Raw genomic sequence first — 13,932 nt, 5'->3', positions numbered from 1 at the left:
CATGAGTCAGGCAACTACCGAATCCGAGAATCTCACGCTCGTGCAGGCGGTCCGCGACGGACTGTACACTGAAATGCAACAGGACGACGACGTCATCGTCATGGGCGAGGACGTCGGCAAGAACGGCGGCGTGTTCCGCGCCACGGAGGGACTCTACGAGGAGTTCGGCGACGACCGCGTCATCGATACCCCGCTGGCGGAGTCCGGCATCGTCGGCACGGCCATCGGGATGGCTGCCTACGGTCTGAAGCCCGTTCCGGAGATGCAGTTCTCCGGCTTCATGTACCCGGCGTTCGACCAAATCGTCTCGCACGCGGCGCGACTTCGTACGCGAAGTCGCGGGCGTTTCACCTGTCCGATGGTCGTCCGTGCGCCGTACGGCGGTGGAATCCGCGCGCCGGAACACCACTCCGAATCGATGGAAGCGTTTTACGTCCACCAACCCGGTCTCAAGGTCGTCATGCCGAGTACGCCCTACGACACGAAGGGTCTGCTCACGGCCGCAATCCGCGACCCTGACCCGGTTATTTTCCTCGAACCGAAACTCATCTACCGCGCGTTCCGCGGCGAAGTGCCGACGGAATCCTACGAAGTACCGCTCGGCGAGGCCGCAGTCCGCCGCGAAGGGTCGGACATCTCCGTCTTCACGTGGGGTGCGATGACCCGGCCGACGATGGAAGCCGCGGAGGAACTTGACGGCGAAATCGACGTGGAAGTCGTCGACCTCAGGACGGTGTCGCCGCTCGACGAGGATACCATCATCGAATCGTTCAAGAAGACCGGACGCGCCGCGGTCGTCCACGAGGCGCCGAAGACGGGCGGACTGGCCGGAGAAATCGCGGCGACGATTCAGGAAGAAGCGCTCCTATATCAGGAAGCCCCGGTCGAACGAATCACCGGCTTCGACACGCCGTTCCCGCTCTACAGCCTCGAAGACTACTACCTGCCAGAACCGGCACGCATCAAGGAAGGCATTCGCGACGCGGTGAACTTCTAACATGGTACGCGAATTCAAACTCCCGGACGTCGGCGAAGGTGTCGCAGAGGGCGAACTCGTCAGTTGGCTGGTTGAGGAGGGTGACGAGGTCAGCGAAGACCAACCCGTCGCGGAAGTCGAGACGGACAAGGCAATCGTGGAGGTTCCCTCCCCGGTCAACGGGAGCGTCCGCGAACTTCGCGCGGAGGAAGGCGAAGTCGTTCCCGTCGGCAACGTCATCATCACGTTCAACGTGGAAGGCGAGGACGACGAATCGACCACCGAAAGCGCCGACTCCGAAGAACCGACCGAATCACAGGAGGAAGTCGCGGAAGAGCCGGAAGTTTCGGAGGAAACCGAAACGCCCGAAGGTCGCGTCTTCGCGGCACCGAGCGCACGTCGGCTCGCGCGCGAGCTCGGCGTGGATATTGTAGCCGTCGAAGGCACCGGCCCGAGCGGTCGCGTGACGGAACACGACGTTCGCACGGCGGCAGAGAGCGGTGCGGATGAAGTCGAGGAAGAAGTCGGCAAAATTCAACCCGACGACGACCTCGAAATCCAACCCGAAAACGGCGGTATGGGTGCCGGCGGTCCGGAATCGAAGACAGTGGATACGATGGATCGCGAACGGACACTGGCCGCACCCGCAACGCGACGGCTCGCCGACGAACAGGGTGTCAATCTCAATGCCGTACCCGCCGTCGAAGAACGCGACGGGCAGGCGTTCGTCACGCCGGAAGCAGTGAGGGAATACGCCGAGACACAACAGCAAGCGCAGGCCGCGGACGCCGCCGCAGTCGCGGCGGGTGAAACCGGCCCGCGCGAAGAACGGATTCCGTATCGCGGCATTCGGCGCACCATCGGCAAGCAGATGCAGAAATCGAAGTTCACCGCGCCGCACGTTACCCACCACGATTCCATCGACGTGACGGAACTGGTGGAAACGCGCGCCGAGCTCAAGGAAATAGCCGAGGAACGCGGTATCAGGCTGACCTACATGCCGTTCGTGCTGAAGGCAATCGTGGCGGCGCTCAAGGATTACCCGTACCTCAACAGTGCGCTGGACGAGGAGAACGGGGAAATCGTCGTCAAGAACTACTACAACATCGGTATCGCGGTGGCGACCGACGACGGTCTGATGGTTCCTGTCCTGAAGGATGTGGATAAAAAGGACATGCTCCAGATTTCCTCGGAGATGAACGAACTAGTGGAGAAGGCCCGCGACCGCACCATTTCGCGCGAGGAGATGCAAGGCGGCACGTTCACCATCACGAATTTCGGCGCAATCGGCGGCGAGTACGCGACGCCAATTATCAACCACCCCGAGGTCGGCATCCTCGGACTCGGCGAACTCAAAAAGCGCCCGGTTGTCGTGGACGACGAGGTCGAAGCGCGCTACACGCTCCCGATTTCGATGTCCATCGACCACCGCATCATCGACGGCGCGGTCGTGGCGTCATTCGCCAACCAGTTGCTCGAATATCTGCACAACCCGCGACTGCTCCTGCTGGAGTAGTTGGGTAGTCGAAAACTATCGATTTTCGTTTTTTCGATCCGAAGAGCTACGACGACTCTCGCCCGTGTTCGAACGCGATTCTACTCGCAAAGCCGAAAATGGCGAGACCGTACCAGACCGAATACAAAGTCGTGATAATTGCCAACACACGTCCACTTGCCGGTTCGTAATCCACCTGATTTTTTACCCGGTAGCTACTTTATTCGGGTAATGGTCGTCGGAGACATCTCGACAGGAACGGACGTGCTCGTTATCGGCGCAGGACCGGGCGGCTACGTCGCCGCCATCCGCGCCGGGCAACTGGGTCTAGACGTAACGCTCGTCGAAAAGGACGCCTACGGGGGAACCTGCCTGAACTACGGCTGCATCCCATCGAAGGCGATGATTACGGCGTCCGACTTGGCCTACGATGCGAACAACGCCGAGGACATGGGAATTTACACGAAACTCGACGTGAACTACGGCGAGATGGTCGAGTGGAAGGACGGCGTCGTCTCCCAACTGACCGGGGGCGTCGAAAAGCTCTGCAAGGCGAACGGCGTCTCGCTGATGGAAGGCCGCGCCGAGTTCGCGGACGACAAGTCGGTTCGCGTCGTCCACGGCGGCGAAGGCCAGGGGTCGGAAACCGTCGAGTTCGAAAACGCAATCGTTTCGACCGGAAGCCGACCCATCGAGATTCCCGGCTTCGAATTCGACGGCGAGCACATCCTGAGTTCGCGGCAGGCGCTCGCGCTGGACGAGGTTCCGGAGAGTATCGTCATCGTCGGCGCGGGCTACATCGGCATGGAACTGGCTGGCGTTTTCGCCAAACTCGGTTCCGACGTGACCGTCGTCGAGATGCTCGATTCGGTACTTCCGGGCTACGAGGACGACCTCGCACGACCGGTCAAAAAGAAAGCCGACGAGTTGGGAATCGGCTTCCACTTCGGGCAGGCCGCAAAGGAGTGGGAAGAGTCGGGGCGCGGTATCACCGTCGTGACCGAGGATGAGGACGGCGAAGTTTCGGAGTTCGGTGCCGAAAAGGCGCTCGTGGCGGTCGGTCGCCAACCCGTGGCTGACACGCTCGAACTCGAAAACGCGGGCATCGAAACCGACGAGAAGGGATTCATCCAGACGGACGACCGCGCGCGAACCGAGCAGGAACACATCTTCGCAATCGGCGACGTGGCGGGCGAACCGATGCTGGCGCACAAAGCGAGCAAGGAAGGACAGGTCGCCGCGGAAGTTATCGCGGGCGAACCCTCGGCGCTCGACTATCAGGCCATGCCCGCCGCGGTGTTCACCGATCCCGAAATCGGCACTGTCGGCATGACGCAGGAAGAAGCCGAAGCACAAGGCTTCGAACCGGTCGTCGGCAAGTTCCCGTTCCAAGCCAGCGGTCGCGCACTGACCACGGGCCACGCCGAAGGATTCGTTCGAATCGTTGCGGATGAGCCAAGCGGCTTCGTCCTTGGCGCTCAGATTGTGGGGCCAGAAGCCTCGGAACTGATTGCTGAACTCGGATTGGCAATCGAGATGGGCGCGACGTTAGAAGACCTCGCTGCCACGGTTCACACCCACCCGACCCTCTCGGAGGCCGTGATGGAGTGTGCCGAAAACGCGCTCGGACACGCGATTCACACGCTAAATCGATAGAATTCAACGGTCTACTTCGGAGAATCGCAACCTTATCAAAGTTTTTGAGCATACGAGATAGAAAACAACCCCCTCATTTCAACTGGAAAAATGGTCGCAGAGGGCGATCTTTTCGACTCAGGCAAACTTCCGAACCGTCACATCGAGGGTATCCAAATCAACAATCGGGGCGAATCCAGAGTCGGGGTTGATGTTCACGCTCTTCTGGAAATCCGTCTGGGACTGCCAACAACCGGAATTCATTGCGAGGACGTTGTGGTACTTGCCGAACCCGAGTTTGTGGACGTGGCCGGTGTGGAAGATGTCGGGCACTTCGTCGATGACGAGGTAGTCCTTTTCCTCCGGCGCGACGCGGGTGTGGCCGCCGTACTGCGGCGCGACATGGCGCTTTTTGAGGAGTTGGTACATCGCCTTGTGTGGTTCTTCGTAGCTCGCCTTCTCCTCGGGCATCTCCGCGATGACCTCGTCCAGCGAGACGCCGTGGTACATCAGCACCGAGACGTTCTCGATCGTAACCGTCGACGGGTTACCCGTGATTCGGGCGTCGTGAACGTCCATGATGTCGCGGAGTTCCTCGTCGAATCCCGGTTGCGGTTCGGCGAGTCGAACCGCGTCGTGGTTGCCGGGAATCATGACGATTTCCAGGTCACCGGGAACTTCCTTCAGATATTCCGAGAACTTTTCGTACTGCTCGAAAATGTCGATGATGTCGAGTTCCTCGTCCTGATTCGGATAAATCCCGACGCCCTCCACCATGTCGCCCGCGATGAGGAGGTACTCGACGTGTTCCGCCTCGTCGGTGTGAAGCCAACTGGTGAACCGCGACCACGCATCGGCCATGAACTCCTGACTGCCGACGTGAACGTCGCTGATGAGCGCGGCCTGTACGTGGCGGTCGGCGGTCGATGGTTTGTAGGTTCGCGGAACATCGGGGAAATGAATCGAATCCACGAAGAGGATACCTGCGTCGCTCGAAAGCGTTCCTTCGACGGCAATCGTCTCGTCCAACAGTAGTTCGTTCACGACGCCCGCAAACTCCTTGTCCTTCATGATGAGGCACGGGAACGTTCCGTTCGTGTCTTCGAGTTCGACTAGCCAATGTCCGCTTGCCGTTGAGCGAATGTCGCTTATCATCCCGACCATGGCGGCGTCGCTTCCGCTCGGCATGCTGGCGACCGCGTTCGTTGGGCGAGCGTTAACTCGGCCGCGGAGTTGCCCCGAAAGCCGCTGGAAACGGTCGCGGAACACGGTGACGAAATCGTCGTATTCTCCGGTTCCGGTGCTCTGTCCGGTCACGTCGCCGTCGATACCGACCGACTGAAGGGCATCGTTCCGCGACACAGACCCCCCGGTTTCGACTGGAGTAGTTACTCCCTCCACGGAGGATTCTGTATTTTTCGTTCCAGTGGAAATTGAGGTGTTGTCGGGAGCAAAATCGTCTTCGTTCTCCGACGGGGACGAATCGAGAACGTTCCTGACGTGTTCGACTGAGATTTTCAGTGCGTGTTCGGGCGCGGATTCGACCGCCTCGTCGAGCGCGCCGTCGGGGTCGGGCGCATTTGCGAGAAGCGTCACGGCCTCCCGGTCGGCGTTGTACCCGCGACTCGTTAGTTCTCTGACAATTCGAGCCGGGGTTTCTAACGGCACGAATCGGTAAAGGAGCGGGCGGGCAAAAAATATAGCGAACTAACCCAGAAGGTTGACAACCCGTGGCAGTTTAGAGAACCGTAATGAGTCCCCCAGACGAGTCGTCGTCAGACGACGTACGGGACACCGGCCCGGAGGGGTCAGGGCTGGTCTCGTGGCTTCGTTGGTTCCGACACACCGACAACGGGACAGTGGTGTTCGTCCGAGAAATGCTGGAGAGCGCCGCCGTCGTCGCCGCAATCGGCCTCGTCCTCTTTGCTATTAGCGGCGTCTGGCCGCCGATGGTCGCCGTCGAAAGCGGAAGTATGGAACCGCAGATGGAGCGCGGTGACCTCATCTTCATCATGGACGAGAGTCGCTTCGTTCCGGATGTCGCACAGGACGGAACAGGCGTCGTCACGTACCAACAAGGACAGAAAAGCGGTTACAACAGCTTCAACCAAGCCGGAGACGTGATAATCTACCGTCCCGACGGAAGTGAATACCAAACGCCAATTATTCACCGAGCGCGGTTCTGGGTCGACGGAGGTGAGAACTGGTACGACAGGGGGAATCCCCGATACATGAACGGTGCGGACAGCTGTCAAGAACTGCTGAACTGTCCCGCGCCACATGCCGGATTCATCACCAAGGGTGACGCAAATGACGCCTACGATCAAGTCGTGCCTATCAGCGAACCAGTCAAGCCGAGTTGGATTCGTGGCACCGCCGAAGTGAAAATACCGTGGCTCGGTCACGTTCGCCTGTTCTTCGCCAGCACGAGCGTCCCCGTAGATGTGCAGTACCAAACACAATCCCCGCAGGTAGCACCGAACGAAACCCAGTACGCGCCGCCAGCGTAACCGTCGTTGCTCTCCCGATACCCAACGAGTTTTATATATCCTGCGTCACATTGACCGCGCATGAGCGACGAATCCGAACCCGAGCTGTGTGACGACTGTCAAGAACCGCTGACAGACGCCCTCGCCAGAACGGTTCGACTGACGGTTGACCGTTCGCAAATCGACAGTCAACGGCTGTGTCCCGAATGTTTTGCCGACTGGATAGACCGCTACGAAAACGAGATGCAACCGACGCCCGAATCGGAGAACACCGGTTCTGAAATCATCGTGGATTGAACCCCCTTCTTTCGAGTCGAAAAACGGACGCAGGCACCGGGTAGAAGTCGATTTTTGGTACTAGTGAAATAGACCGCAGAACAGTACAGCGACCTCGGTAGCGCCGTAGAGTGTGAGTAGAAAAATCGACCGAAGGAAGGTCGTGACGGATGCGAGCGTCAGTATCGGTTCGCTAGAAGATCCGAAGATACCGGTAGAAGACCTCACAGCAGCGAGAAGAATCCGAGCGGAATTGCGAGAGCGAAACCGTACGACAAGACGGAATCGTACCACATTACACTCTGTTCGAGGGGAATCATCGGCGAAAGCACAATGCACAAGATTATATTCGTTTTCCAACTGGCTAATGGAAGAGATTTCGAATGGATCGAACCCCTTCGTTTCGGGTGAAAAATCGCCCGCGTGCGGGCGATTTTTCGGCATCGGAACCGCGAACGAAACGTACCACCGTATGCCAACAGTTGTCGCTATTCGCTCCAGCTGACGGGGTTCGCCGCGTCCGTTTTTCGGCCGTCTGCTTCCACACCGCCTTCGTCGTCTTCTTCATCCTCCTGCGCCGCGGACAGTCCACCGTCGCCGCGCTCTAGTGCTTTCGGCACTTCGTGGTAGTCGGAATAGCCGTCGAACCAACGGACGATGCGCTCCAGCCGGTCGACGACGTGACCGGGTTCTCCGCTTCGTGACAGTTCGTGGCCCTCGCGTGGATAGCGCACGAGGCGCGTTTCCACGTCGTTTTTCTTGAGAAGCAAGTAGAGCATCTCCGCGTTGTTCACTGGGACGCGGAAGTCGTTGTCGCTGTGAATGACGAGCGTCGGCGTGGTTACGTTCTGAACGTGAGCCATCGGCGAGCGTCCCCACAGGAACTCCGATTCCTCCCACGGCGTCGTGTCGAAATCCCACTCGATAAGTTTGAACGCGTCCGTCGAACCGTAAAAACTGTTGAGTTCGTACACGCCGCGTTGCGTGACCGCACCTTTGAATCGGTCGGTCTGGCCCACAATCCACGACGTTAGGTAACCACCGTAGCTGCCGCCCGTGACGAACATGTTATCCGTATCCACGTAATCGCGCTCCGCGACGGTGTCGGTTCCCGCCATCACGTCCTCGTAATCGACGGTTCCCCAGCCACGTTCGATGGCGGCCATGTGTTCCTCGCCGTAGCCGGTGGAACCGCGCGGGTTGCACCAGAAGACGACGTATCCCCGTGCCGCGAGCGTCTGGAACTCGTGCCACATCGTGCCGGTGGTAGACCACATCGAGTGTGGCCCGCCGTGAATCTCCACGACGAGCGGATACCGCTTGTCCGAATCGAAATCCGGCGGCGTCAGCACCCAGCCCTGAATTTCCGTGCCGTCATCGGATTCGAACCACAGTTCCTCCGGTTGGCCGACCGCCCTCTCGTCCAGATACCCGGAATTGAGGCGGGTGAGTCGCCGGGTTTCGGCCCCGCCAGGCGTCGAGACGAACACGTCTCCGGGATGGTCCCATTCGGATTTTACGTACGCGATGGCGTCGGCACCAACCGAGAACTCCGTGATGTGCCCGTCGACGGCGACCTGCTGGGGTTCGTCGCTTCCGTCACCCGCAACTCGCCAGACGACGTAGTCGCCCTCATCGGGCGTCCCGAAGTAGACGCGCTCTTCGTTCGCGTCCCACTGCGGCGGGTTCGAAAGTGTCCTGTCGAGCGAGTCGGTGAGCGTCACCGTTTTTTCGGTTGCGCGGTCGAACACCTTGATCTCGTTTTGGCGGAGTGTCGCGTTCTCTTCCGGACTGTAGACGTAGGCGATTCGTCCGTCTTCGGTCGCCGCCATGAATGGACTCCACGCGCTCGTTTGGAAGAGCGTTTCTTCCTCCTCGGCATCGGTGTCGTAGGCCACAATATCGGCAATGATGTTGTCGTCCGGGTCGTCGGTTCGCTTGACGCCGTAGTACAGCGTCCTCTCGTCGCCCCACTCCGGCGCGGAAAAGTCGAAATCGCCGTCCGTGAGTCGGGAGACGGAATCGTCTTCGAGGGCTACGAGATAGACGTGACTCCGCTTGCCGTCGAAGTACTGCTGGCCCGCTCGATAGATTTTTCGGTCGATAACGCGCGGATCGGGCGTTTCAGGTTCGTACTCCTCGCCGTCGGGTGAGATATCGCGCTCCTCGTCGCGGTCGTCTTCGGTACTCTGCTGGACGAACGCGATTCGCGTTCCGTCGGGTGACCACGCGAGTTGCGATACGCCACCGGCAACGTCCGTCACCTGCCGTGCCTCGCCACCTGTGGTCGGAAGCACCCACAACTGCGGTCGGTCGTCGTCCGTGCTGCGAGTGCTCACGAAGGCGAGGCGGTCACCGCTGGGACTCCACCGCGGACTGCTGTCCACTCCTTCGCTAATAGTGAACTGCGTGGGGTCGCCGCCGCCGAGCGGAACGACGTAGACGGTCGATTCGTACCCTTCGTCGTCCTCCGGGACGGAACGGACGAAGGCCACTCGCTCGCCATCCGGAGCGACCCGCGGGTCGCTGGCCTTGACTATATCGTGATATTCGTTGGCACGTATCGTTTCCATACGCCTTCTCTCGGATGGGAAGCAAAATATACTTTCGATTCGAAATATACCGATTACGGAATCGTTTCCCATCAATATTCCACGTTACTGCCTGGTATTGGGAAATTTCAATCCGGTAGCGTAGGATTTCGGTTTCGAAGCGTCGATTGGCTATATGAACATTCACGGAGAGGTCAGAATCATGGTGGGGGAACTCAACCGACGCAAATTCGTGAAAACCGTGGGAGCAGCGGGGCTTCTCGGATTTTCGGGGAATGCACTGGCACAACAACAGCGATTAACGTGGTTCGCGGGCGGAACCGGCGGGACATACTTCCCGCTTTCGAACCAGTTCAAGACGATTATCGAGAACAACACCGACTACACCGTACAGGTGCAGTCGACGGGTGCGAGCGTCGAAAACGTCGGCGGACTCGCGCAAGGAAACGCCGACTTCGCGCTCATCCAGAACGACGTCGCCTACTTCGCGTACAACGGGACGGGTATCGAGGAGTTCCAAGGAACGAGAATTCAGAGCTTGCGGGGCGTGGCAACGCTGTATCCCGAGACGATTCACATCGTAACGCTTCAAGGGAACAACGTCGAGACGTTAGAAGACCTGCAAGGGGCGACGATCAATACGGGCGACCTCGGAAGCGGCACGCAGATAAACGCGCTTCAAATTCTGGAATCGGTCGGCATCCAACAGAACGACTTCACGGAGCAGAACACCGGTTTCTCGCAGGCGGCAGACCAACTTCGAAATGGCGACATCGACGCTGCGTTCGTCGTCGGCGGGTGGCCAGTCGGCGCAATCGAGGAGCTGGCGACGACGAACGACATCGCGTTCGTGAACATTTCCGGGGAGGCGCGCCAAAGTATCCGACAAGAGGCCGAGTGGTTCGCCGACGATACGATTCCGCCGGAAACGTACAGCGGGCAGAACGAACCGGTTCAAACCGTCGCGGTGCAGGCGATGATTGCGACGACACAAGACCAACCGAACGCTGCGGTGAGAGGCGTGACGGAATCTATCTTCAACAACACCGGCCAGTTGAGCCTGAAACAGCAGTTCATCAATCGCGAAAGCGCGCTCGACGGAATGTCCATTCCGCTTCATCCCGCCGCGCGAGAAATCTTCGGCCCGGCCACGACGCAGGGAGGAGGTGGTAACCAGACCGGCGGGAATCAGTCAGGCGGAAATCAGACAGGAGGCAATGACTCCGGTGGGAACGACGGTTCGTAAGACTGCCCGAATATCGCTCGCCCTGTGCGCTATTCTCCTGCTCGCGGTTCCGGCGGGAGCCGGAATGAGGGCAGGAACCGGAGCAGGGTTCGATTCACAGAGCGACAAACAAGGAGAACGCGTCCTCGTCGTCGCCGACGCCGAGACGGGCGAACCGATGCTGGTTACACCGGTCGAAAACGGAACGCGAGTCACGCTCGCGTACACGCACAGCGTCGAAAAGACGCCAGTGCATGACGTGTACGCAGTGGACGGGAACGAGTTAGAAATGGTCGAAATGCGGTTCCAATCCTACGGGGCCGGACTTCCCGCCAACGCGGACGTAACGATGGAGGAGGGCTGGTTCGTTTTCGACCCGCCGGGTCGATACGCGCAGGTTCCTGTTACGCCCGGTGACGTGGCGAAGCACGAACTACGAGTGAAAGACGAACAGTACGACCTCGCGGCGCTCTCGGGCGGTGAATCGGTCGAACTGTTCGTCATCGAACGGTGTCCGACATGAGCGACGCGCTAAGCGAGCAAGAGCAGGAAGAACTCGTCCAAGAACTCGAACACAGACGAAACCTTCGAGGGACGGTTGCCGTCGTTACCTCGGCCATCGCCGTCGCGTTTTCTGCGTTTCAGATCTGGCTCGCGGCGCGCGGGTTCGTTTTTCAACTGACGCTTCCCGCCATCGGGAACGTGCAACTCGCCGCGCTTCAACTGCTGCAGGTGAACGCGGTTCACGTCACGTTCGCCTTATTGCTGTCGTTTTTGCTGTTTCCGACGACGACTGGAAACGGGTTTTTCTCGCGCCGTCTCGGCCGAATCGTTCCCGTAATGCGGGAACGATTCGGCGACGAAAATCCGCTAACGCGAGTCGCCGTAGGGCTACGTCGAGGCGTTCGCTGGGCGGCGGTTGACGCTGACAGAAATCGGGTGACGCCGGTCGATTTCGTGATGATGGCGATAGCGCTGTTAGCCGTCTGGTACATGCTGGCCGATTTCGACGAAATTCGCGGAATGCGTGCGCTCGGACTCGGATTCGGACGAACGATTTCGGAGGTGTATCCGTTCCTTTCACCCGTCGTAGATGTCCTTTCAGCGGTCGGAATCCCGCTTTCTGAGGTGTCGTACGCGTTCGTCCTCGGTGCGCTCGGTGTCCTCCTCGTCCTCGAAGCGACCCGCCGAGTGCTCGGTCTGTATCTCATGATTATTGTCGCGTCGTTCATCGTCTACGCGCGCTGGGGCTACCTGATTCCCATCGACGCCCCCATCGTCGGCGTCCTCTCGATTCCACCGCTCGATTGGAGTTCCATCATTCAGAACCTCTGGTACAACACGGAAAACGGCGTGTTCGGGATTCCCGTCACGGTGAGTGTCCGATTCATCTTCATCTTCATCCTGTTCGGCGCGTTTTTGGAGATGAGCGGCGCCGGGCAGTGGTTCATCGAACTGGCGTACGCCGCGACGGGACAGCGAAAGGGCGGCCCCGCCAAAGCCTCGATTCTCGCCTCGGGATTCATGGGCACCATCAGCGGGTCGTCGATTGCGAACACGGTGACGACCGGGGCCTTTACGATTCCGCTGATGAAACGCTCCGGTTATCGGCCCGAGTTTGCGGGAGCGGTCGAAGCTTCCGCCTCTTCCGGCGGCCAGATTCTTCCGCCGGTCATGGGAGCGGCGGCGTTTCTCATCGTGGAGTACACGCTAACACCGTTCCGCGACGTGATCATCGCGGCGGCGATTCCGGCGATCGTCTTCTTCTTCGGCGTCTGGGTGATGGTGCATCTCGAAGCGTCGAAGGAGAACATCGGCGGGTTGGCAGATTCGGAAATCGTCAGTTTTCGGCCGCACCTCCTTCGTGGCTGGTTCTACCTCGTCCCCCTCATCCTGCTCCTTTATTACCTCATCATCGAACGACTCTCTATCGAGCGAGCGGCGTGGTACACTCTCGTCGCCATCGCCGCGCTCATCGCGCTCGTTGCGGCCTACAACCGGAGTTCGAGGGTGCCGCTCGTCGGAACGATTCTCGGTCTTTGTGCGCTCCAGTTCGCCTCCTTTGCGACGGCGGGCGTCGGTATCGTTTCCCTGCTCACGGGCGGGGGCGCAGGGACGGGGCTCGCACCGATCGCCGCACTCGGCGTAGTGGCGGGCCAACTCGGATGGATAATCCTCGCCGTGAGTCTCGTTACGCTTTTGCTTCGCCCGCACGCAGACGCGCCGCTTCTCGATTTCGACGGGCAGGTCGATGACGCGGTGGCGAAAGGAGCAAGCGTCCTTCGACGGCCCGCACTCACGGACAACCGCGGGTTCCAGTACGGCGAGTTCGTCCTCACCTCGATGGATTCGGGCGCACGAACCGCGACGACGGTCGTCATCGCGGTTGCGGCGGCGGGCGTCATTCCCGGCGTCATCAGCGTCAGCGGACTCGGGCCGAATCTCACCGCGCTCATTCAAACAGTCAGCGGAGGTTCGATAGTCGCGCTGTTGGTTCTCACGGCGATTTCGTCCATTATTCTCGGAATGGGGATGCCAACGACGGTGACCTACATCATCCTCGTCTCGATGCTCGGCGACGCCATCGCCGGATTCGGAATCCCGATTCTGTCCGCACACCTCTTCATCCTCTATTTCGGCGTCATCGCCGATATCACGCCGCCGGTGGCAGTTGCGGCTTACGCGGCCTCCGGAATCGCGAAATCCGACCAGTTCCAGACGGGCGTCGAGGCGTTCTCGCTCTCGCTGAACAAGGCCATCGTACCGTTCGCGTTCGTGCTGACGCCTGGCATCTTGTTATTGCGCGGGGTTGGAACCGGACAAGAGGTTCGCGTCATCGGACTGAACGACGTGACCAATCTCGGCTACTTCGTCCCCGACGTGCTGATTCCGGTGGCGGGAGTCTTCGTCGGCGTCATCGCGCTCGGTGCGACCGTCATCGGCTACCTCTACGCCGACGTAAGCAGGGGAGACCGGGCGTGGTTCGCGCTAGCCGCGCTTTTGCTCATGGCGCCGCTCTTGCTGTTCAACACGGTAACGAGTCTGCTCGGACTGGTCGGCCTCCCGACCGTCGAACCGGGATCGTTCGACCTTCTACTTCGAGCGGTCGGTGCCGTCGCTTTCGGCGCGTTGGCACTCAAAAACCGGCGGCGGGCCGACAGAGAGGCCGCCGAAGAACGCGGCACGACGGAGGCGGCCTGACGCCGAACAGAATCTTCTCAGTTTTCGAGTGTGCGAGAGCATATCCACTACAGAGTGCGTTTTTCGAAAGGATGCGTCCGCGC

The 13,932-nt window shown here is 59.9% G+C and carries 10 protein-coding genes; 8 read left to right on the top strand and 2 right to left on the bottom strand.

Features of this window, described 5'->3' with window-relative positions; translation table 11 throughout:
* The first annotated feature begins 1 nt into the window (after position 1).
* From LIX15_RS06835 to lpdA, 3 genes are all read left to right on the top strand, one after another.
* On the top strand, positions 2 to 997 hold the full coding sequence (locus LIX15_RS06835; protein ID WP_227776742.1) for an alpha-ketoacid dehydrogenase subunit beta: 996 nt from the start codon (positions 2 to 4) through the stop codon (positions 995 to 997).
* Position 998: 1 nt separating this feature from the next.
* On the top strand, positions 999 to 2,492 hold the full coding sequence (locus LIX15_RS06830) for a dihydrolipoamide acetyltransferase family protein (protein ID WP_227776741.1): 1,494 nt from the start codon (positions 999 to 1,001) through the stop codon (positions 2,490 to 2,492).
* A gap of 210 nt (positions 2,493 to 2,702) precedes the next feature.
* The gene (lpdA, locus tag LIX15_RS06825; RefSeq protein ID WP_227776740.1) at positions 2,703 to 4,127 is read left to right on the top strand and encodes a dihydrolipoyl dehydrogenase; all 1,425 of its coding nucleotides are present in this window, start codon (positions 2,703 to 2,705) and stop codon (positions 4,125 to 4,127) included.
* 117 nt (positions 4,128 to 4,244) lie between these two features.
* Here lpdA and LIX15_RS06820 read toward each other — a convergent pair whose 3' ends face one another.
* Positions 4,245 to 5,774, bottom strand: a complete 1,530-nt coding sequence (locus tag LIX15_RS06820; protein ID WP_227776739.1) for a DNA-directed DNA polymerase II small subunit — start codon at positions 5,772 to 5,774, stop codon at positions 4,245 to 4,247.
* An 83-nt stretch (positions 5,775 to 5,857) separates the two neighbouring features.
* On the opposite strand from LIX15_RS06820, the gene LIX15_RS06815 reads away from it, so the two are divergent.
* The gene (locus LIX15_RS06815) at positions 5,858 to 6,616 is read left to right on the top strand and encodes a S24/S26 family peptidase (RefSeq protein WP_227776738.1); all 759 of its coding nucleotides are present in this window, start codon (positions 5,858 to 5,860) and stop codon (positions 6,614 to 6,616) included.
* 60 nt (positions 6,617 to 6,676) lie between these two features.
* Positions 6,677 to 6,892 (top strand): DUF7569 family protein, encoded by a 216-nt coding sequence (locus LIX15_RS06810; protein ID WP_227776737.1) that lies wholly within the window; start codon positions 6,677 to 6,679, stop codon positions 6,890 to 6,892.
* 467 nt (positions 6,893 to 7,359) lie between these two features.
* Here LIX15_RS06810 and LIX15_RS06805 read toward each other — a convergent pair whose 3' ends face one another.
* Positions 7,360 to 9,444 carry a S9 family peptidase gene (locus LIX15_RS06805; RefSeq protein ID WP_227776736.1) on the bottom strand — a complete coding sequence of 695 codons (2,085 nt, stop codon included), beginning with the start codon at positions 9,442 to 9,444 and terminating at the stop codon, positions 7,360 to 7,362.
* A 181-nt stretch (positions 9,445 to 9,625) separates the two neighbouring features.
* Between LIX15_RS06805 and LIX15_RS06800 the strand changes: the two genes are divergently transcribed.
* Genes LIX15_RS06800 through LIX15_RS06790 form a run of 3 tightly spaced genes read left to right on the top strand, consistent with a single transcriptional unit; the run spans position 9,626 to position 13,849 of the window.
* Positions 9,626 to 10,669 carry a TAXI family TRAP transporter solute-binding subunit gene (locus LIX15_RS06800; RefSeq protein WP_227776735.1) on the top strand — a complete coding sequence of 348 codons (1,044 nt, stop codon included), beginning with the start codon at positions 9,626 to 9,628 and terminating at the stop codon, positions 10,667 to 10,669.
* Entirely contained in the window at positions 10,641 to 11,171 is a 531-nt protein-coding gene (locus LIX15_RS06795) for a DUF1850 domain-containing protein (protein WP_227776734.1), read from the top strand. The genes LIX15_RS06800 and LIX15_RS06795 overlap by 29 nt, the downstream gene beginning before the upstream one ends.
* Positions 11,168 to 13,849 carry a TRAP transporter permease gene (locus LIX15_RS06790; RefSeq protein ID WP_227776733.1) on the top strand — a complete coding sequence of 894 codons (2,682 nt, stop codon included), beginning with the start codon at positions 11,168 to 11,170 and terminating at the stop codon, positions 13,847 to 13,849. The genes LIX15_RS06795 and LIX15_RS06790 overlap by 4 nt, the downstream gene beginning before the upstream one ends.
* Positions 13,850 to 13,932: the final 83 nt, after the last annotated feature.

It is taken from the genome of Haladaptatus pallidirubidus, from assembly GCF_020700235.1.
Classification (GTDB): domain Archaea; phylum Halobacteriota; class Halobacteria; order Halobacteriales; family Haladaptataceae; genus Haladaptatus; species Haladaptatus pallidirubidus.
This window is presented reverse-complemented; position numbering and strand designations above follow the sequence as displayed.